This window comes from Neopoerus faecalis (genome assembly GCF_029218125.1).
GTDB classification, from domain to species: Bacteria; Bacillota; Clostridia; order Oscillospirales; family Oscillospiraceae; genus Oscillibacter; species Oscillibacter faecalis_A.
The window spans coordinates 76,264-97,051 of the sequence record NZ_JARFXX010000002.1 but is presented as its reverse complement, the minus strand read 5'-3'; the positions used below and the strand labels follow the sequence as shown (position 1 = coordinate 97,051).

The following is a 20,788-nucleotide window of genomic DNA, read 5'->3' as shown; positions in this document are numbered from 1 at the left end:
AAATTTACGGAGATTGAGGTCATTCATGCGGTTACAAAGCGCGATTTTTGATATGGACGGGACCCTGCTGGACTCCATGCCCACGTGGCGGGAGCTTGGCCCCGCCTTTTTGCGGGAGGCCGGCATCCCCGCCACGCCGGAACAGGAGCAGATGCTCCGCACCATGACAGACCACGAGGTAATTCCCTATCTCCGGGAGGTCTGCGGCCTGCCGTGGTCGGAGCAGGAGATCATGGACAAGATCATCGCCCGGATGGAGGATTTTTACTCCACGGCGGTGCGGCCGAAGCCGGGACTGGAAAAATTCCTCTCCATTTTGAAAATGGAAGGCGTGTGGATGTACGTGGCCACCGCCACCCACCGCCGCCTGACGGAAAAAGCCCTGAAAACGGCGGGCATCGACCACTATTTCCGGGGCATCGTCACCTCCGCCGACGCCGGAAGCCACAAGTCGGAAAGCGCCGAAATCTACGAGATGGCCCTGCGGCGGCTTCAGTCCAACAAGCGGGACACCGTGGTTTTTGAGGACGCCCTCTACGCTGCCCGCACCGCCAAGGCGGCGGGCTTCCGAGTGGCCGGTGTCTATGACGTGACCGCGGAAAAGGATCAGGCGGAGCTTCAGCGCATCTGCGACTATTACATCCGCTCCTATGAGGAGTTGGTGGAAACACTGTAATTTTTCAGGTAAGCAGTCATCGATAAGGTGATGAATTTTCCAAGGCGGTAAGGAAGAGTGTGCGCGGGAAACTCAAGAAGGGATACACCGTCACAGCATGACGATTCCCAGCCCTGATAGGTTGCCAATCATGCCGTTTCCTCGAAATATCCTCGCTGTATCTGCCGCAGGCAGCGCTTCGGCTGTTTCCCTGCGCCATTTCAATCAGAAATTTTGAGAAGCCTTTAAGGCTCTCAAAATTTGTTCAGCGTGTGAAAAAGTCTTTTCGACACGCTGAACATGGGTCCCGGTGGGGGCCCGTTTTTTCTATCCGGAAGCAATCCGCAAAATTTTTTGCACCGCCGTGTAACGAAATGCCCCGCCGGGGGATATACCCTATGAAAACACCGGGAAAGGAGGAACCGCTGTGGAGGATATGGAGGCCGTTTACCGCCGCCACGCTCAGACCGTTTATAAGTTCCTCCTGTCCCAATGTCACAGCGCCCAAATGGCAGAGGAGCTGACACAGGAGACCTTTTATCAGGCGGTGCGCTCTATTGACCAGTTCGACGGCAGCTGCAAGGTGTCCGTCTGGTTGTGCCAGATCGCCAAGCACCTGTGGTATCAGCATTTGCGGAAGGCCAACCGGGAAACGGAGCTTCCTGAGGAAGCAGAGCTGCCGCTGGTGCCCTCCGCCGAGGAGGAGGCCGTCAGCCGCTCCGGGCAGTTAGATCTGCTGCGGCGGGTCCATGAATTACCGGAGCCGGGACGTGAGGTGGTCTACCTCCGGGCCTTCGGCGGGCTGTCCTTCCGGGAGATCGGCGAGGTGCTGTGGAAATCGGAAAACTGGGCCCGGGTGACGTTTTATCGGAGCAAGGAACGCTTGCGGCAAGGAGGCAATGACCATGAAGAATGATTTGACCTGCGGGGTGGTGCGGGACCTTCTGCCCTCCTATGTAGAGGGGCTGACCGCGCCGGAGACCAACGAGGCGGTGGAGCGCCATCTGTCGGACTGTGCGGACTGCGAGCGGCTCCGAGCTGAGCTTGCAAGCAGGGACGTCCCCGGCGCGCCGGAGGAGGTCAAGGAAGTCGATTATCTCAAAAAAGTCCGGCGCCGGGGGCGGCGGCGGGTCATGATAGCAGTGGCCGTTACCGTTCTAATTTTAGCGCTGGGAATTGCGGCCAAGCTATTTCTGATCGGCTCGCCTGCCATCTGGGACAACTGGGAAAATCCCAACTGGATGGCTTACACAAACGTGCCGAATCAGCTGGACATCCGCTTCTATTCCGAGTTTCTGGACACGGCCTACTGTAACTGGAACGTGACCAATGAAAACGGCATTGTCCGTGTCAGCGCGCGAAAGGTTCTCCCCTCGGTTTTCCATGATACATCGGATCATTGGGAGCATATTTTGCTGAACGGTGTGCGGGAGGTCTGGGTGTCAAATCAGTTGGTCTGGCAGGGCGGTGTCATGATTTCCCCGCAGATCGACCGTGTCTATCAAGCCAAGACGCCCTATGTGGGCAATGCCCCCGCCGTGGGGCGGGTAGTCAGTGTCGCAAGATTCAACTTGTGGGGTGACTACACCATGGAATTGCAGACCTCTGCCCAGCCCTACCGGCTGACCCTGCGCTATTCCAGCTCTTTTACCCCGGAAGGGATGGAAAGCGGCACCAAAGACATCTTTCAGGATATGGCGGCAACATTGGTTGCCATCGGCAACCTGGACGAGATCGAATGTGCCTTTCAGGGCGGCAATGACCAGTCCTGGTCCTATGTGCTGACGGTGGAGGAACTGAATCAGGCTCTGCCTCAAATCATTTCTGCCTACAATGAACGGTTTTTGAATCAAAAGGACTGTCCCCTCTATGCCAGCGTGAAGGACTACGGGGATTCCTGTGCCGATCTGGATCAGCTGTATGATGCTATGTGGTGGGCCATTGAACTGGGTGCGTATACACCTCAAGTCCAATCATAAAAAAGGTTCCGGCGTCCGCGGACGCCGGAACCTTTTTTATCGGGACCTTAACGTCCTCGTTCTGGTCACACACCTGTGGAATATGGTATAATGGAAAAAACGAAAAGTGAGGGGTCCCATGAAAAAAAAGCTCCGCACCCTGACTGACGGACTGCGTTGGTCCTCCTTTGCACTGCTGTTGGCCGCCGGTATCATCAACGCCATCGGCGTCACCATGTTTTTGGCCCCGGTGCACCTGTACGACAGCGGCATTTCCGGCACCTCCATGCTGCTCTGGCAGATCACGCCGGAGCGGTACACCCTGTCGCTGTTTCTTCTGCTGCTGAATACGCCGCTGTTTCTGTTCGGCTGGCGGAAGCAGGGCACGGTCTTTACGGTGTACTCCCTCTGGGCGGTGCTGGTGTACTCCGGCGCATCGTATCTCATTACCAACGTCCTCCCTATCGACGTTTCCACTGCCTCGCCCTTTGCGGGGAAGGATCTGCTGCTGTGCGCCCTGTTCGGCGGGCTGATTTCCGGCATCGGCAGCGGTATGACCATCCGCTTCGGCGGTGCCATTGACGGCGTTGAGGTCATGGCGGTCATCTTTGCCAAGGGGCTTGGTTTGACAGTGGGGACGTTCGTGATGATCTACAACGTGCTGCTCTACATCGCCATCGGCTGTATTTTCAAAAGCTGGGTGCTGCCGCTGTATTCCATCGTGACCTACTGCGTGGCTATCAAGGCGGTGGACTTCATTGTGGAGGGTCTTGACAAGGCCAAGTCCGCCATGATCGTCACCAATCAGGAAACTGCCATCAGCGCGGCGCTGTCGGAGGCCTTCGGCCGGGGCATCACCCACATTGACGCCCGAGGCTTTTACTCCGGACAGGAGCAGACCATCATCTACTTTGTAGTAAATCGCTTCCAGATCGCACGGCTGAAATCCATTGTGACTTCCATCGACCCCAACGCCTTTATCACTATCTCGGACGTATCGGACGTTTTGGGAAAGAGCGTACATAAGTAAAAAAAGCGGGACAGAGGTTTTAGCGTAATGTCAACAAGGAAGTTTTTTAACTGATGAGAGAAGCAGCGTAATGTACTTTGTATGTTACGCTGCTTTTTTCTTGTGTTTTACAATGATTTGCAAACTTTCTGCCGCACCGATAAAGGTGTAGTAGATTTCAATTCGCTGTTCCCGGTGTCCGCTGCTCTTATCGCCCTCATGAACGATGATCTTCTCAATCAGGTCACGGAGCATAGCAGGTGTCAGTTCCTCGAAGTCAGCATAGCGGTACTCCGGCAGGCTCTCCAGCCGCAGGGCGATATGCCCGCCGATATCCGTGTATTTGATGGCATTGGAGATAATGTTGATAAGAATCTGTTTGAGGCGGTTTTCATCGCCCATCACCACGCGGTCGGTACACTCACACTGTACGGTGAGCTGCTGTCCCCTTTTTTCGGCAAGGGAGTGGAGCATATCCGCGCTTTCCCGCAGACAGGCCGCCGGGTCAAAGGGCTGCTTAACAAGCTACACCATACCGTGCTCCAACTGGTTCACATCCAAAATGGAGTTAATGAGCATCAGCAGGTAGTTGCCCTCTTTCGTCACATTGTTCAGGGCGCTTTCCAGCTTCTCCGGGTCATTTTTATATTTCTGAGCGATCTGCGTCATGCCGAGGACCACATTGAGGGGCGTTCGGATGTCATGGCTCATTTTAGAGAAAAAGTCCTGCTTGGCCGTGGTGGCCTCCTCGGTCCTTTCCAGCGCCGCCGCAAGCTCCCCGGATATTTTCTCCTGCCGCTTTTTGCTGCGGGAGGACTGGATATACAGCGCCGCCATCAATACCAGCAGAATAATGGTGGAGGACACGACCGCAAGATAAATGGGATAGTCAAAGAGATACTCCGCCAGCGTCGGTATGGCGGTTTGTTCCAGATATTTCTGCACGATCTCCGCGCTGATGCCGTCGGCGACACCCGCCAGCGTCTTTTCCCACGAGCCGTAAAAATGAGTGCTGTCATTGGCGTTGACGCCCATGCTCAGCTCCAGCACGGCCCCCGGCACGATATCCACCCGCAGTCGGTTCTGCAGATCATCCCGCGCAAGCCGCTGGGCCGTATAGGTCATAAGCAGCGCGGCGTCCGCCTCGCCGGCGAGGACCTGCTGCGCGCATTTCTCCGCCGTGCCGACCACGGTAAACTCCATGTCAGGCCATACGCTTGAAACGATCTCCCGCACGGAGATATGCTCGTCATCCGCCACGAGTCTTTCGATTTTTTCCGATGCGCCGCGAACGCGCAGGACGGACACGGTTGTTGACAGGTATGGCTCCGTAAGCCTGTAGCGGCAGCCGGTCTCATCCTCGTTGCCGCCGCTCATATCCATCCAGATATCCACATCACCGGCTTCGACAAGGGCCTCATATTCCTCTTTCGATGCCACCGGCACGATCTCATAGGGCAGCTCCAACGCCTCTGCTGTTGCCCGGAAAATATCTGCCGCAATGCCGCAGGCCTCACCGTTTTCATACCATAAATAGGGATTGGCGTCCGGGTTCATGACTGCGCGAATCGGCTCGCCGCCATCCTGCATTTTCTTCAGCAGCGTTTGCTCCGCTTCTGTCAGCTCCCGGTTATTCTCCTCAGAGCCGTAGTATTTATTATAAAACTCCGTCCGCCAGTTGGGCGTCTCCACATTCATGCTGTCGATGGCATCGTCCAGCCGGTCGATCAGCGCCTGATCCTCCTTGCGCGCCATGATGTAATAGGGCATCTCGCCGAAATTTTCAATGGTCTGCTCGTCCTCCGGAATACGGATATAGCTGTTGACAAGGGCGTCCACCTCATCGTTGACCAGCGCGTTGGACAACTCCGTGGGCGTTTCATAATAAATGATGTCGCAGTCAAAGCCCTTTTCCTTCACGAAATCCAAAAACACGCCGTTGTAGGTATGCCGCCGCAGAAAGCCAACCCGAATCCCGTTGTAAGTCCTGTAGTCCCCTGCTACGATTCGCTCATTGCCCACCTTGATGTTCATGCAGGTAGATGAAGTAATGGCCGGATGGGTAGAAAAGGCGAATTTTGCCTCCCGCTTTGCCGTTCGCCGGGCCGCCGTGTAAATATCCAGCTCGCCGTTTCGCAGCATGGCCTCACATTTGGAAGCGGTCTTATCGTAGCCCACATAGGAAAAGGTGCATTGCAGATATTTGGAGATTCCCTGCATCATCTCGTAGCCATAGCCGGAGCGCTTGCCGTTTTTATCTTGAATATGGTAGCAGTCAAAGGCGTAAAATGCCACCTTATAATCCGGCGTGTCCAGCCGCTCCATAGCATCGGCCCGAATGGGACACAGGGATACGAGCATGAGCAGCAGGCTCATGACCGCAATGCACTTTTTTCTCACGGGTCCTACCCTCCTGAATAAGTATAGCACCCTATGGAAATATCCATAAGGTGCCTGTGTGATTCTCATAACTATCTGCCATTTTACAGGCCCTATAGCTTTGCGTCACGGCCTTTTGACCGCTTTGCCCATATTCATTTTCCGTCTCCGCGCAGGGCGAAAAACGGCTGCCCCTGCTCGCTGTCTATCCAGCGGGGGATATGCCTTTCTCGGTACGTCTTGTGATGCTCAGTGTATTATATCGGAAAAAACATACTTTTTCAGCAGATTTTTGATGACAAAGTAATTCCCCGGCGGGCGTGCCTGACCCCGCATTTCTTTTGCCCCTAAAGCGTGCTGCGACACAAATGCACTGCCTTGGAAAATCGCTTTGTCATAGGTCATAGCCGCGCCGCGCTTTTTTGCAAAGAGCTTTCTGTTTTTCGGCACCGATTCCTACCCTCCGTCCGGTAAGTCAGATGTTCCTCTTTGCTTTTGCACGATTTCGTGCTATACTATAAGGTGATGAAATATAGATGGGCGTTTGCCCGGAAAGCAGAGGTCAGCACCGTGAAGATGCCTGAAAATCTGACGGAGGTCAAGCTCCGGCAAACAGATATATACACCGGAAAAATTCTCAAGCTGCATATTGATGATGTCCGACTGCCCAACGGCAGGGAGGCCGTGCGGGAGGTTGTGGACCATGTGGACGGTGCGGCCGTGCTGGCGCTGGACGAGGAAAACCGCGCACTGGTAGTCTGGCAGTACCGCTATGTGTTTGGCAGGGTCATGGCGGAGCTGCCCGCCGGAAAGCTGGATCCCGGCGAAGACCCCGTCACCGGCGCACTGCGGGAGCTGAAGGAGGAAACAGGCGCCGAGCCGGGTACGCTCCTGCCGCTTGGCCGCATGATTCCGGCCCCCGGCTGCTACGGGGAGACATTACACCTGTTTTTAGCCAGGGATTTGACCTTTGGCCCGCAGCATTTGGACACGGACGAATTTCTCAATGTGGAGCGCGTTCCCTTTGACGAGCTGGTGCACCGCTGCGTCAACGGAGAGATCGACGATGGCAAAACCGTGGCCGCCGTGCTGCGGGCCAAGGTGCTGCTGAATCTGTAATGGGAGGACAACATGGAACAGAAGGCTGAACAGCAAAAAACCGTTCTGATCGTGGAGGACGAAAAAAATATTGTGGACATTCTGCGCTTTAATCTCCAGCGGGAGGGCTACCGCACTGTGGAAGCCTATGACGGGGCGGACGGTCTGGAAAAGGCCCGGAGTGAAAATCCGGACATCATCCTGCTGGATGTGATGCTGCCGAAGATGATCGGCTTTGACGTCTGCCGCACCCTGCGGGACGAGGGCAACAATGTGCCGGTCATCATCCTCACCGCCCGGGAGGAGGAGGCCGACAAGGTGCTGGGGCTGGAGATCGGCGCCGACGATTACATCACCAAGCCCTTTTCCATGCGGGAGCTCATCGCCCGGGTGGGAGCCAACATCCGCCGCACGGCCATGAACGCCGCCGCTTCCGCCAGCGCCGCCGAAACGGCCATGCCGGTGACCGGCGGGCTCTCCATCAACACGGACAGCCATCAGGTTTTCCGGGATGGTACACCTCTGGAGCTGACCACCCGGGAATATGAGCTTTTGACTTTCCTTGCCAGCCACCCCAACAAGGTCTACTCCCGCATCGACCTGATGGAGCAGGTCTGGAATTACGGCTACGTGGGCGATGACCAGCGGACGGTGGACGTCACCGTCCGGCGGCTGCGGGAGAAAATCGAAACGAACCCCGCCAATCCCAAGTACATTCTGACCCGCCGGGGCGTGGGCTACTATTTCGCGGTCTGAGTCTGCCGCTTTCAATTTTTCTCCCGGTGAGGACACGCCGCCCCACGGCGGGCAGTCCCCACGGAAAGGGTGGTGAACCGTTTGTTCCGCAGTCTCCATATCAAGCTGACGCTGATTCTCCTGCTGCTCATCACATCGCTGATGGCGGTGGTGGGCGCGTTTTTGACCACCAGTGTCACCAGCTTTTATATCGACAGCTTTTATCAGCAGATGAGCAGCGCTTTCGGCGCAGACCGAAAGGCATTTGTGGCCGACCTCCGCAGCGCCGCCGGACAGCCGGACGGTGCCGACCGCATTCAGGAAATTTTAGAGGTCAATGCCGGTATGCTGGGCATTGACTACCGTACCCGCAATTACTATGTGCTGGACGGGACCTCCGGCACCTATCTTGTGGGCAGCTCCGATGCCGCCGCCCTGCCCCGGGAGCAGTCCGCCAATCTGCTGACTGCCCGGAATGCCGTAGCGCAGGCGGACAGCGCCACCGTCGGTGACGAGAGCAATATTTCCGCAGATTACATGGACGTTGCCATTCCCATTTTCGGCGGGGACAACGCCTATATCATTTACATTTTAGACAATAAGGACACAGTCTCCGAGCTGAACAACCAACTGTTCCAGATCATTATGCAGGCGCTGTTCATCGGGCTTCTCATCTCCGTGCTGCTGAGCTTCCTGCTCTCGAAAACCATGGTAGGCCCCATTGAAAAGCTGACCGTCGGCGCGGAGCGGGTGGCTGCCGGAGACTTCGGCAGCGAACTGCCGGTGGAGTCCACGGACGAAATCGGCATTCTCACCGGCACGTTCAACGAAATGGCCGGCGTGCTGCAATCAACGCTGGCCGCCGTGGAAAACGAGCGCAACAAGCTGGATACGCTGTTCCTCCACATGACGGACGGTGTGGTGGCTTTTGACCGCGAGGGGCATCTCATTCACTGCAACCCCGCCGCCACGGAGCTGCTGCACCGGGATATTGACGAGAGCTGCACCTATGAGGAGCTGCTGGGGGACCTGCATCCCTTTGACAAGGTGCTGGCCCTGCAGAAGCCCAATTACATTGAGGACGAGCTGGTGGTGGGCGACCGGACGCTCGCGCTTTACCTGACGCCCTTTTCCGATCAGGCTCAGGGCGGCGTTTTGATTCTGCTCCATGACGTCACGGAGCAGCACCGCAATGAGGAGCGGCGGAAGGAATTTGTCGCCAATGTGTCCCATGAACTGCGTACCCCGCTTACCAATGTCCGCAGCTATGCCGAGACCATCCGGGATGCCGGTGACGATCTTCCCCGGGACATGGAAAACAGCTTCCTTGACATTATCATCACGGAAACGGACCGCATGACCCATATCGTGCAGGACCTTTTGACACTGAGCCGGTTGGACGGGGGCCGGGCCGACATGGTATTCACCCGTTTCCCCTTCGGGGATGCCATCGAGAGCGTTGTCCGCTCCAACAGTCTTAACGCCAAGCAGCGGGGCCATGAGCTGACCTACGCGCCGGAGGGTGAGCTACCTCTGGTCATGGGCGACCGCAGCCGCTTGGAGCAGGTCATGATGAACATTCTCGGCAACGCCATCAAATATACCCCCGATGGCGGCCATATCCGCGTCACTGCCGGTGCCGGGGCAGACACCGTCTGGATGGAGGTCTGCGATGACGGTATCGGTATCCTGGAAAAAGACCGCGACCGCATTTTTGACCGCTTTTACCGGGTGGACAAGGCCCGATCGAGAGAATCCGGCGGCACCGGCCTCGGCCTCTCCATTGCAAAGGAGATCGTCCAGCGGCACCACGGCACCATCACCCTTGCCCCCCACGAGGGGCCGGGCACTACAGTCCGTCTGGAGCTGCCCATCACCCAGTCCGTACCGGAAACCTCCGGCCGGAGCGTACAGTAATTTTCAGGAAAGGAGCGGGCGAATATGCGTCACCGGGACTTTATTCAAAATATCACCATCACGCTTTTGACGCTGTCGGCCGTTTTCCTGTTTTCCCGGACGCAGTTTTTCCAGTTGGGGGCCGCTGCCGGCAGCGGCTATTGGCAGCACCTCACCGCGCCCATCGGCAGCGGCGAAACGGACACGGCTCTGTCCGACCGCCTCCTTGCCCCGGTGCGGCTGGCGGTCTCCGGCGAGTACGGCCGATACGGCAGCGTGTCCCTGACCACCGGCGGTGAGGAATTTACACCGGTGAAGACACTGCTGCGTGAGGTCATCGGCTCCGCCCGGAGTCTGTCGGATTCCTCTTGGGCCGTCTTCCGCGCCGCGCTGGAAACCCCCTCCGTTTACTGCGATTTTCTCTCCGCCCTGCCTGTGGAGTATCTATCGGACCTCATGGGGGCGGAAACGGACCTTTCTCTGACCGTGCGCGGCTTAGCCGCCGCAGAGCAGGGGGAGCAGGTCATCCTTTTGCTGTGGGACGGCGGGAGCCGCTATTATCAGTGCGCCACCGCCGTGCAGCGCTCCGCCTTGCAGGAGGTGCTGGAGCAGTTTGATTTTGGTGTCTCCACCTTTGCTTTTGAAGAAGAAGCCGGTCAGCATCTGGCGCCTCTTTCCCTGTTCCCCGACCCGCTGCCGGAGCTGCCTCAACTCACCGCCGGTGACGCGGCAGTATCCACGGAAACGCTGCTGACCGCGCTGGGCTTCAATCCCCACACAAACTCCCGCTATGTGGATTCCGGCGGCGCGGAGGTCATTGTGGAGGGGGACCGGGTCATCCGTCTTGGCAGCAGCGGCGCCCTTTCCTACAGCAGCGGCGGCGAAGCCGCTCTGACGGTGGAGGGCAGCGGGACTGTCCCCTCTGCCAGCGAGGCGGTCAGCGGCGCTCTTGCGCTGCTGGAGCAGCTTTTGCCGGAGGGCGGGGAGACCACGCTCTATCTGTCCGCCTTCCGCCGGACTGAGAGCGAAACGCATCTGACCTTCTCCTATCAGTTCAACGGCGTGCCGATTCATTTTGCCGATGGCTCTGCCGCCGCCGAGATCATCCTCACCGGCAATATCATCTCCACGCTGTCCCTGCGGCCCATGCTGTACCTTGAGGACGGTTCCTCCGCTCTGCTGCCGCTACGGCAGGCCATGGCCATTGCCGAACGGCAGGACGGGGCCGAGCTGTCCATCGGCTATGCCGACGCCGGGACGTATCCCCTATCCGCCGTGTGGCTGGCGGACTGACGTAAGTTTCTATGTAAGGAAGTGAGAGCCGTTTGGAGCGCTATCGTCTAAAGAACATCATCATATTGATTTTAGCGCTGCTGAACGCCTTTTTGCTGGCGGCGCTGTCCATCCGCGGCTCCGGCGCCCGCACTGCCCGCCGCACCCAGCAGCAGGAGCTGGTGGCTCTGTTCGCCGCTGACGGAATGGAGCTGGACCCTGCCCTGATACCGGAGGATACCGCCGTGTCTGTTTATACGCTGACACGGGACGAGGCACTGGAAAAAAAGGTGGCGGCCTATCTTTTGGGGGAAACCCCGGAGGGGGCCTCACAGGGCGGCGGCATTTACACGTACAGCACCGCCCGGGGCGCGGCGATCTTCCGGGACATCGGCAGCTTTGACGCCGCCGGGACGCTCTCTCAGGGCAGCGCCGAGGATTTCTGCCGGGATTTTTGCGAGGAATTTTCCTACTCCGAGCCGGTGTTTACACTGGACGATACCGGCAGCGGGACCGCCGCCGCCGTGCGGCTGTGGAACCGCGCACCTGTTTTCAATGGCTCTATTACCTTTACCATTGACCACGGAAGCGTTATGACCGTCAGCGGCTCCCTATTGCCGGACACTGCCGTGGAAACGGCCTCGGATACGGAGCCTCTCACCGCCTTCGCCGCCCTGATTGCTTTTCAGCAGATGCGCCATGAGTCCAGCTCCGTTGTCTCCGCCATTACGGAGATCAGCCTGTGCTACGAGCTGCAGAACACGGCCGCGGCCTCTATGACGCTGGTCCCCTCGTGGCAGATCGTCACGGACACGGCCATCTTTTATGTAAACTGCATATCCGGCACCGTCCGCAGGGCATGAGACCGACTGAAAAATGCGCGGTTTGGAAAATTTCGGACGGTTTTCAATGAATGATTTGCTTTTTACAAAGCGATATGCTATACTGTCATGAGAATATCAAAGTGGGATTTTCTGCTTTTTTCAAATGAGGACTGTTCCTCTGCATGATGAGCCGCATCAAAGGGAACGCTATTCCCGAGACAAGGCTGTTCCATGCGTATATTACCTTGAAACGAGGTCACGAGCTTGACAAAATATATCGTTCACGGCGGTAAGCCCCTGTTCGGCGAGGTGGAGATCAGCGGCGCGAAGAACGCCGCCGTTGCCATCATTCCTGCCGCTATTTTGGTAGACGGTGTCTGCCGCATTGAAAATATCCCCCAAATTTCCGATGTAACGGCGATTCTGAAGATTTTGGAGCAGTTGGGCGCCTCCATCCGCACCATCAACCGTCATACGGTGGAAATCGACAGCCGCCATATCCACACCACCCGCACCTCCTACGAGCTCAGCCGGAAGCTACGGGCGTCCTACTATCTCATCGGCGCGCTGCTGGGGCGCTTCGGCAGAGCCGAGGTCGCCATGCCCGGCGGCTGCAATTTCGGCGGCGTCCGCCCCATTGACCAGCACGTAAAGGGCTTTTGCGCGCTGGGCGCCGGCGTTACCACCGAGGGGGGCTACATCAATGCCTCCGTGGAGTCCGGCTGCCTCACCGGCGCCAACATCTATCTGGATGTCGTGTCCGTCGGCGCCACCATGAACATCATGATGGCCGCCGTATTGGCCAAGGGCGACACCGTGATTGAAAACGCCGCCAAGGAGCCGCACATCGTTGACCTTGCCAACTTCCTCAACTCCATGGGCGCCGATATCCGCGCCGCCGGTACGGACACCATTAAAATTCGCGGCGTGGACCGTCTCACCGGCGGCTCCTACGCCATCATCCCCGACCAGATTGAAGCCGGCACCTATATGGCCGCTGTGGCCGCCACCGGCGGACAGGTCCTTGTCAAGAATATCATCCCCAAGCACATGGACTGCATCACCGCAAAATTGCAGGAGTGCGGCGTTGAGGTGGAGGAACGGGATGACACGCTGCTGGTCCGCCGTACCCATCGGCTGAAGCGGGCTAACATCAAAACACTGCCCTATCCCGGCTTCCCCACGGATATGCAGCCCCAGATGACCACAGTGCTGTCTCTGGCCGAGGGCACCAGTCTGGTAACGGAGAGCGTTTGGAGCAGCCGCTACCGCTATGTGGACGAGCTCAAGCGCATGGGCGCCCACATTCAGGTGGATGACAAGACCGCCGTGGTGGAGGGCGTGGAAAAGCTCACCGGCGCCCCCATTCAGGCCTATGACCTGCGGGCCGGTGCCGCCATGGTCATTGCCGCTCTGGCCGCACAGGGGGAAAGTGAGATTTCCAACGTGCAGTATATTGAGCGCGGCTATGAGGACATCATCGGAAAGCTCCGGGCACTGGGCGCGGACATCCGCGCCATAGACGAGCCGGATGAAAGCTCCCTGCCCACCGCACAAATCTGTTGAACCCTACGTCCGTCAGGGAGTGTGCCGGCCTTGACCGGCGCGCTCCCCGGCGGACGTTTTTTCATTATACAAAGCGAGGTATTTTTCTTGACCACCGTACATACCCTTGCCAGCGGCTCCTCCGGCAATGCCGCCCTGCTTTCCTGCGATGGCGCTTCGTTTCTGATTGACGCCGGCATTTCCTGCCGCCGCATCACCGCCGCGCTGAAGGCGCTGAGCCTATCCCCGGCAGAGCTGGACGCTATTTTTATAACCCACACCCATTCCGACCATATTTCCGGTATGGGAACGCTTTTGAAGAAAACGGCCTGCCCCATTTTTGCCACGGCCCGCGCCTGCCGGGAGCTGCGCTACCGGTTGACGGACATTGACGCCCGTCTTATGGCCATCGACTGCCCCACGCGCCTTTTGGGCGTAAGCGTCACGCCGATTCCCACCTCCCACGATTCCCCCGGCTCCTGCGGCTGGCGGTTCGACACGGAGGATGGCAGCATCGGCTTCCTTACGGACACCGGCTATGTTACCGATGAAGCGCTGGACCTGCTGCCGGGGGTGGACCTTGCCATCATAGAGGCCAACCACGATGTTGAGGCGCTGTGCTCCGGGCCGTATCCCTACTCCCTCAAGCAGCGCATTTTAGGGCCGGAGGGACACCTGAGCAACGAGGATGCCGCCCGCCTTGCGGTCACGCTGGCGGAGGCAGGCGCCTCTGAGCTGGTGCTGGCGCACCTGAGCCGCGACAATAACACCCCGGCCATGGCGCTGAACGCGGTCACAGCGGCGCTGGAGGCCGCGGGGCTGTCCCTGCCGGTATCCGTGGCGCCCCGGGAGTGCACCGGGCCGTGCCACACCGCTCACAGGAGGGCCGTATGCAAAAGGTGACGATCATCTGCACGGGAAAGCTGAAGGAAAAATTTTATCTGGACGCCGCAGCGGAATACGCCAAGCGGCTGAGCCGCTTCTGCACGCTGACAATTTTGGAGCTGCCGGAGGAACGGCTGCCGGAGTCTCCCTCCCCTGCCCAGATCGAGGCGGCGCTGGCCCGAGAGGCCGATGCCGTGCGGGCAAAGCTGCCTGCCGGATGTCTGCTCATCGCCATGTGCGTAGAGGGACAGGAACGCTCCAGCGAGGCGCTGGCCCGCTATCTTGCGGAGGCCGCCGCCCGGGGTGCCGGACACATCGTCTTCCTCATCGGCAGCTCCTACGGGATGCACCCCTCTCTGAAACAGCAGGCCGATCTGCGGCTGTCCATGTCCCCCATGACCTTTCCCCATCACCTGCTGCGGGTCATGCTCTTGGAGCAGATCTACCGGGCCTACCAAATCAACGCCGGAAGCAAATACCATAAGTAGACGCGCCGGTTTTTTATTATTTGCCGTTTTCCTATCAATTTGTTTATATCTATAAGGAGGTACTGCAAATGGATTTCATGCAGGAATACGAAAAGTGGCTTCGCAGCCCTGCCCTCTCTCCGGCCGAGCACGCCGAGCTGGAGGCCCTTCGGAATGACCCCAAGGAGATTGAAAGCCGGTTCTTCGGCCCGCTGGAATTCGGCACCGCCGGGCTCCGGGGGACCATGTACACAGGTCTGCACAACATGAATATCCATGTGATTCGCTGGGCTACACAGGGCTTTGCCAACGTCATCGCCGCCGAGGGCGAGGAGGGCAAGCGCCGGGGCGTGGCAATCTGCATGGACTGCCGCAATCACTCCATGGAGTTTGCCCGGGCCGCCGCCGAGGTCTGTGCTGCCAACGGCATCCATGTCCGCATTTTTGAATCCCTGCGGCCCACGCCGGAGCTGAGCTTTGCCGTGCGGGAATACGGCTGTCAGGCGGGCATCAACGTCACTGCCAGCCATAATCCCAAGGAGTACAACGGCTACAAGGTCTACTGGTCCGACGGTGCACAGCTTCCGCCCCACCATGCCGAGGCGATTGCCAAGGAGCTGACACAGATCGATATTTTTGATGGCGTAAAGCGCATGGCCTTTGACGAGGCCGTGAAGGCGGGCCTTATTGAGACCATGGGCGATGAGACCGACCGCAAATTCATGGCCCATGTCACAGCCATGATCAATGACCGGGAGACCGTTGCCCGGGTGGCAGACAAATTCAAGCTGGTCTACACGCCGTTCCACGGCTGCGGCTACAAGCTGGTGCCGGAGGCACTGGAGACGCTGGGAATCAAGCATTTGATCTGCGTGCCGGAGCAGATGGTCATTGACGGGAACTTCCCCACGGTGGTCTCCCCCAACCCGGAAAACCCGGAGGGCTTTTATCTGGCCATTGACCTTGCCAAGAAAAACGATGTGGACTTCATCCTCGGCACGGACCCGGACAGCGACCGTGTCGGCATCATGGTGCGAAACCATGACGGAGAGTTCCAGCCCGTCACCGGTAATCAGACCGGCGTGCTGCTGCTGGATTACCTCATCGGCGCCATGAAACGTGCCGGCAAGCTGCCGGAAAAACCGGTGGCTCTTAAAACCATTGTGACCACGGAAATGGCCCGGAAAGTAGCGGAGAGCAATGGCGTAAAGTGCTTCGATACCTTCACCGGCTTCAAATTCATGGCGGAAAAGAAGAACGCGCTGGAGGCCAGCGGTGAGGGGAAGGTCATTTTCTCTTACGAGGAGTCCTACGGCTATATGCTGGGCGATTACGTCCGGGATAAGGACGCGGTCACGGCCTCCATGCTCCTGACGGAGATGGCGGCATGGTACTACGCGCAGGGCATGACCCTCTTTGACGCGCTGAACGCTCTGTATGAAAAGTACGGCTACTACGCTGAAAAGACCCACAATCTGGTGATGCCCGGTCTGGACGGTCTCCGGGACATGGCAAAGCTCATGGCGGACCTCCGCGCCAATCCCCCGACGGAGATCAGCGGCGTGAAGGTAACGGTCCGCAAGGATTATACCGATGGTAGCGTCATCGACTGCGCCACCGGGGCCAAGAGCCGCATGGAGCTTTCCGGCTCCAACGTGCTGCGCTACGAACTGGCCGATGGGACAGTGATTCTGGTCCGTCCCTCCGGCACGGAACCGAAGATCAAGGTCTATATTCTGACACAGGGTGCGGACGCGGCAGAGGCCGCCGCCAACATCGAAAAGTACGGCAGATGGGTCGCCGCCCTGAAGCCCTGAGCTTTTTTCCTCGCAAATTGGTAAAGCGCCGCCCGGAGTCTTCATTTCCGGGCGGCGCTTTTTTGTTTTCCGGCATTTTGGCGGGCATTTTGCAGGTTGCAAAAGTTTTCTTGCATTTTTCACTTATTTTTGCAAGATTTCTTGCATTTTTGGCAAAATGGGCGTATACTCCGTGGCTGGAACGCCGTTCCAAACCAATGCCAAAGGAAGTGTTTCCCTTGCGGAATGAGCAGAAAAAGCAGCTTAAAAGCTATCTCATTGTCACGGCGTCCGCCGTTTTAATGGGCTTCAGCTATGAGCTGTTCGTATTTCCCAACGCCTTTGCCCCTGCCGGACTCAACGGTCTCATCACTATGGTGCAGTATCTGTTCCACATCAACATCGGCTATCTGTCGCTGCTTCTGAACCTGCCGCTGATTTTTCTGACATGGCAAAAGCTGGACGCGGATTTTGCGAAAAAGAATCTGGCCTTTGTGCTGGTATTCTCCTTTGTGACGCTAATGCTGGGGCACATAGACCTCAGCGCTATTGCCTATCACACGGACAACGGCACCTCTACCATTTTAGGCCCCATGGTCGCCGGCGCCATCAGCGGAGCGGTGGGCGGCACGGTCATCCGCCAGAACGGTTCCACCGGCGGCACGGATATTGTGGCGGCATGGGTGCGGAAAAAGTACCCGGAGGCCAGCTTTGTCTGGGTCATTTTCTGCCTGAACGCCTCTGTGGCCGCCCTGTCATTTTTCGTATATGGCTACCGCTTTGAGCCGGTGATTCTCTGCCTGATCTACTGCTACCTCACCTCCAGCATCAGCGACCGCATCCTCAAGGGCGGCAAGACCGCCCTGAAGTTTGAGATCGTCACACAGGACCCGCAGGCCCTTTCCCAGCGGCTCATTCAAGAGCTGCACCACTCCGTCACGCTGCTGTCGGCGCAGGGGATGTATTCCCACACCCCCCGCTCCATGCTGATCTGCGTGGTGAACCGGCACCAGATCGTCCGTTTTCAGGAGATTTTAGCGGAGTTCCCCAATACATTTGCCTATGTCTCCACGGTCAATGAGACCGTCGGCAACTTCAAGCGCATCACTTCCTGACAAAATAGATTTCAAACCGGCCCCGGAGGGCCGGTTCTTCATTGACAGGCGCACCCGCCCCGATTATAATGCTTCCGTGACTTTTCGACTTGATAAGGGTGATTTCTACGAAGCAGACCATCTCTCCCGCGCTGCGGGGCTCTCTCTGCGCCGTGATCGGCGGTATCTTCTGGGGCTTTTCCGGCACCTGCGCTCAATATCTTTTCTCCAATTTTCATGTGCCGCCGCTGTGGCTTTCCTGTACGCGGCTGTTTTTCACCGCCATTATTCTGACGGTTCTGGCCCTGCTGCGCCACCCCGCTGCCTGCCGGGACATCTGGAAGGACCACCGGCACGTAGCGTGTCTGGCGGCCTACGGTATTTTCGGCCTCATGGCCTGCCAGTCCGCCTATATCATGGGTATTTCCTATTCCAACGCCGCCACCACAACGGTTCTGCAAACTCTGAGCCTGGTTTTTATTCTGCTTATCACCTGCGCCCGTGTCCGGCGCTTTCCCACGAAAATCGAGACCGCCGCGCTGCTTCTGGCGCTGTTCGGAACGTTTCTGCTGGCCACCGGCGGCAAGCCCGGTCAGCTTGTCATCTCCCCTGCCGGACTTCTCTGGGGCCTTGCCACAGCGTGGGCCGTTGTACTGTACAGTATGCTGCCGTCAAAGCTCTTGGAGCGCTATGACCGGGAGACCGTCACCGCCCTCGGCATGGCGTTTGCCGCCGTGACGCTAAACCTTCTCTGCCGGAGCTGGCGCTATGATGTTCAACTGCCCCTGCGGGGCTGGCTGGCGGTGGCCGCCATTGTGGTGCTGGGCTCCGTGGTCTCCTTTTCCCTCATCATGCAGTCCATCGTGGATATCGGCCCCTCCAAATCCTCCATGCTGGCCTCCTCGGAGCCGCTGTCCGCTACGGTGTTTTCCGTTTTGTGGCTGGGGACCTCCTTTTCCGGGACGGACCTCATCGGCTTTGCCGCCATCATCAGCACCATTTTCCTGCTGACCCGTCCGGACAAAAATACTGCCTCTTGACTTTCCCGCCGGAATGTGATAGAGTTACCGGCAGTCATCGGAGGGTCTGTGATCGTAATTGCAAGGCTGGATAAGATGCCGGGTGCGCCCGGAATCTTATCCGGCTTTTTTGTTGGAAAAACATTCTTCGTTCGGGAGGTTTGATTTATGGAGCAACAACACGATTTTACCAAGGGACCGATTTTACCCCTTCTGCTGCGCTTTGCGCTGCCGGTGCTGCTGGCCTTGCTGCTTCAGGCCATGTACGGTGCCGTTGATTTACAGGTTGTGGGGCGCTTCGGCACGGCGGCGGACATCTCCGCCGTGTCCACCGGCGGCCAGATCATGCAGTCCATCACCATTGTCATCACAGGGCTTGCCATGGGCGTGACCGTGCTGCTGGGACAGCGCATCGGTGAGTGCAATCTCCGGGAGGCCGGGCGCGCCGTAGGCTGCGGCATCTGCCTGTTTGCCATCGTTGCCGCAGTGGTCACGGTGGTGATGCTGCTGGCCGCGCCCCAGACCGCCGCCATCATGCACGCCCCGGTGGACGCCTTTTCCGGCACAGTGGCCTACACCCGCATCTGCTCTGCCGGTGCGGTATTCATCGTGGCCTACAACATTCTCGGCAGTATTTTCCGGGGCATCGGTGATTCTGTTATGCCCCTCATTACGGTGCTGATCGCCTGTATCTGCAACATTGCCGGTGACCTGCTGCTGGTGGGCGGCTTTCACATGGGCGTAGCCGGAGCGGCCTATGCCACCGTGGCGGCGCAGGCCATCAGCGTGGCCCTTTCCCTGATTTTGATTCGCCGCCGCAAGCTGCCCTTTACGCTGGAACGGGGCGACATCCGCCCGGACGCCGCCCTCATCCGGCAGATTTTGCGCTTGGGCAGTCCGGTGGCCCTGCAGGACCTGCTGGTAAGCCTTTCGTTTCTTGCCATCATCGGCATCGCAAACTCCATGGGCACCGTTCCCTCCGCCGGTGTGGGCGTGGCGGAAAAGCTGTGCGCCTTTGTGATGCTGGTCCCCTCGGCCTATATGCAGTCCATGTCCGCCTTCGTGGCCCAGAACATCGGCGCGGGGCAGGCGCGCCGCGCCGCCCGGGCGCTCTGGTGCGGCGTGGCGACCTCCCTTGCGGCAGGTTTCATCATGGGCTGGTTCACATTTTTTCACGGCGATATTCTGGTGGGCCTGTTCGTTGATGACGCGGCGGTCATTGCCGCCGCATGGGAATATCTGAAGGCCTACGCCATCGACTGCCTGTTCACCAGCTTCCTCTTTTGCTTTGTGGGTTATTTCAACGGCTGCGGCCAGACGCTCTTTGTCATGGTGCAGGGTCTACTGGGTGCCGTGGGGATTCGCCTGCCGCTGGCGTTTCTCATCAGCCGTCTGCTGCCCGGCTCCATCTTTGCCTTGGGGCTGTCCTCCCCCTGCTCCACTCTCATTCAAATTCTGCTGTGCGGCTTCTGGTATGTCCGCTGCCGAAAGCAGTGGAAGGACGCATAAAAAATCCCCATTGGGTCTGACCCAATGGGGATTTTCTTTTATTTTTATCCGGCGTTCTCGCTGCGGCTGCTTTCGCGCTCCAGCGCCAACCGGATATTTCCGTCCAGTAGCCGCCCCAGGTGGTCGATGTACGCCTCCGCGTCATATTTCATCCCGTCCTGAAGCCACAGAGCAGTCAGGCCCTCCAGCGCGGCGGAGTAAAATTCCGCCAGCACCCGGATGTCCTCCTCCTGTACTGTCAGACCCTCGGCCTGTCCCTGCACATAGGTCATCATGGCTCCTAAAATGACCTTGTGGTAATAGCGCCGCAGTGTGCCCTGATTGGCGGAATTATAAAGGTGAAACACCGCCCGCTTATTTTGCATGGCAAAGTCCGTGGCGTCCAGAAACGCCTCCTGCCAGCTCTCGTACCGTCGCATTTTCGTCAGAAAATCCGCAGCCTCCATCTCAAAAATATCCTCTACCAGTGCATAAATATCCGCGTAATAATAGTAAAAGGTATTGCGGTTCACCGCGCCGGTCTCCGCAATATCCTTAATGGAGATCTTATCAATGGGGCGCTCGTTGAGCAGCCGGATAAACGCCCGCCGGATGGCATTTTTTGTTTCCTGCGCCATGTTTTTCCTCCAATTTTTCTCTTTTATATA

20 protein-coding genes and 1 riboswitch are annotated in these 20,788 nt (G+C 58.1%); of the genes, 16 read left to right on the top strand and 4 right to left on the bottom strand.

Features of this window, described 5'->3' with window-relative positions; genetic code table 11:
- Positions 1-25: 25 nt before the first annotated feature.
- The 4 genes from PY311_RS02765 (at position 26) to PY311_RS02750 (ending at position 3,643) form a co-directional block, all read left to right on the top strand.
- Positions 26-676, top strand: coding sequence for an HAD family hydrolase (locus tag PY311_RS02765; protein ID WP_286147158.1), 651 nt, complete (start codon positions 26-28; stop codon positions 674-676).
- A gap of 415 nt (positions 677-1,091) precedes the next feature.
- Positions 1,092-1,571 carry an RNA polymerase sigma factor gene (locus tag PY311_RS02760; RefSeq protein ID WP_350309694.1) on the top strand — a complete coding sequence of 160 codons (480 nt, stop codon included), beginning with the start codon at positions 1,092-1,094 and terminating at the stop codon, positions 1,569-1,571.
- Entirely contained in the window at positions 1,561-2,634 is a 1,074-nt protein-coding gene (locus tag PY311_RS02755; RefSeq protein WP_286147156.1) for a DUF4825 domain-containing protein, read from the top strand. The genes PY311_RS02760 and PY311_RS02755 overlap by 11 nt, the downstream gene beginning before the upstream one ends.
- A gap of 118 nt (positions 2,635-2,752) precedes the next feature.
- On the top strand, positions 2,753-3,643 hold the full coding sequence (locus tag PY311_RS02750) for a YitT family protein (protein ID WP_286147155.1): 891 nt from the start codon (positions 2,753-2,755) through the stop codon (positions 3,641-3,643).
- Between the two features lie 84 nt (positions 3,644-3,727).
- Here the strand turns inward: PY311_RS02750 and PY311_RS02745 are convergent, their stop codons facing one another.
- From PY311_RS02745 to PY311_RS02735, 3 genes are all read right to left on the bottom strand, one after another.
- The gene (locus PY311_RS02745) at positions 3,728-4,096 is read right to left on the bottom strand and encodes a DUF4368 domain-containing protein (protein ID WP_286147154.1); all 369 of its coding nucleotides are present in this window, start codon (positions 4,094-4,096) and stop codon (positions 3,728-3,730) included.
- Positions 4,097-4,147: 51 nt separating this feature from the next.
- Complete coding sequence (locus PY311_RS02740) at positions 4,148-6,022, bottom strand: ATP-binding protein (RefSeq protein WP_286147153.1); 1,875 nt, start codon at positions 6,020-6,022, stop codon at positions 4,148-4,150.
- Between the two features lie 63 nt (positions 6,023-6,085).
- Positions 6,086-6,161, bottom strand: a riboswitch (cyclic di-GMP riboswitch).
- An 89-nt stretch (positions 6,162-6,250) separates the two neighbouring features.
- Positions 6,251-6,406: a hypothetical protein gene (locus tag PY311_RS02735; protein ID WP_286147152.1), complete on the bottom strand. Its 156-nt coding sequence runs from the start codon at positions 6,404-6,406 to the stop codon at positions 6,251-6,253.
- Positions 6,407-6,526: 120 nt separating this feature from the next.
- On the opposite strand from PY311_RS02735, the gene PY311_RS02730 reads away from it, so the two are divergent.
- The 12 genes from PY311_RS02730 to PY311_RS02675 all read left to right on the top strand — a co-directional run bounded on the left by PY311_RS02730 (position 6,527) and on the right by PY311_RS02675 (position 20,141).
- The gene (locus tag PY311_RS02730; RefSeq protein ID WP_286147151.1) at positions 6,527-7,120 is read left to right on the top strand and encodes an NUDIX hydrolase; all 594 of its coding nucleotides are present in this window, start codon (positions 6,527-6,529) and stop codon (positions 7,118-7,120) included.
- A gap of 12 nt (positions 7,121-7,132) precedes the next feature.
- The gene (locus PY311_RS02725) at positions 7,133-7,855 is read left to right on the top strand and encodes a response regulator (protein ID WP_286147150.1); all 723 of its coding nucleotides are present in this window, start codon (positions 7,133-7,135) and stop codon (positions 7,853-7,855) included.
- Between the two features lie 81 nt (positions 7,856-7,936).
- A complete protein-coding gene (locus tag PY311_RS02720) occupies positions 7,937-9,751 on the top strand; it encodes an ATP-binding protein (RefSeq protein ID WP_286147149.1) in 1,815 nt (604 codons plus the stop codon).
- Positions 9,752-9,775: 24 nt separating this feature from the next.
- Positions 9,776-11,023 (top strand): hypothetical protein, encoded by a 1,248-nt coding sequence (locus tag PY311_RS02715; protein ID WP_286147148.1) that lies wholly within the window; start codon positions 9,776-9,778, stop codon positions 11,021-11,023.
- 32 nt (positions 11,024-11,055) lie between these two features.
- A complete protein-coding gene (locus PY311_RS02710; RefSeq protein WP_286147147.1) occupies positions 11,056-11,865 on the top strand; it encodes a hypothetical protein in 810 nt (269 codons plus the stop codon).
- Between the two features lie 225 nt (positions 11,866-12,090).
- Complete coding sequence (murA, locus tag PY311_RS02705; RefSeq protein ID WP_286147146.1) at positions 12,091-13,392, top strand: UDP-N-acetylglucosamine 1-carboxyvinyltransferase; 1,302 nt, start codon at positions 12,091-12,093, stop codon at positions 13,390-13,392.
- Positions 13,393-13,479: 87 nt separating this feature from the next.
- Positions 13,480-14,274, top strand: coding sequence for an MBL fold metallo-hydrolase (locus PY311_RS02700; protein ID WP_286147145.1), 795 nt, complete (start codon positions 13,480-13,482; stop codon positions 14,272-14,274).
- Complete coding sequence (rlmH, locus tag PY311_RS02695; protein WP_286147144.1) at positions 14,262-14,744, top strand: 23S rRNA (pseudouridine(1915)-N(3))-methyltransferase RlmH; 483 nt, start codon at positions 14,262-14,264, stop codon at positions 14,742-14,744. The genes PY311_RS02700 and rlmH overlap by 13 nt, the downstream gene beginning before the upstream one ends.
- Before the next feature lie 68 nt (positions 14,745-14,812).
- Complete coding sequence (locus tag PY311_RS02690; RefSeq protein WP_286147143.1) at positions 14,813-16,540, top strand: phospho-sugar mutase; 1,728 nt, start codon at positions 14,813-14,815, stop codon at positions 16,538-16,540.
- Between the two features lie 218 nt (positions 16,541-16,758).
- Positions 16,759-17,634, top strand: coding sequence for a YitT family protein (locus PY311_RS02685; RefSeq protein ID WP_286147142.1), 876 nt, complete (start codon positions 16,759-16,761; stop codon positions 17,632-17,634).
- 98 nt (positions 17,635-17,732) lie between these two features.
- A complete protein-coding gene (locus PY311_RS02680) occupies positions 17,733-18,653 on the top strand; it encodes a DMT family transporter (protein ID WP_286147141.1) in 921 nt (306 codons plus the stop codon).
- A gap of 147 nt (positions 18,654-18,800) precedes the next feature.
- Positions 18,801-20,141, top strand: coding sequence for an MATE family efflux transporter (locus PY311_RS02675; RefSeq protein ID WP_286147140.1), 1,341 nt, complete (start codon positions 18,801-18,803; stop codon positions 20,139-20,141).
- A gap of 44 nt (positions 20,142-20,185) precedes the next feature.
- Here PY311_RS02675 and PY311_RS02670 read toward each other — a convergent pair whose 3' ends face one another.
- Positions 20,186-20,758: a TetR/AcrR family transcriptional regulator gene (locus PY311_RS02670; protein WP_286147139.1), complete on the bottom strand. Its 573-nt coding sequence runs from the start codon at positions 20,756-20,758 to the stop codon at positions 20,186-20,188.
- Between the last annotated feature and the right edge of the window lie 30 nt (positions 20,759-20,788).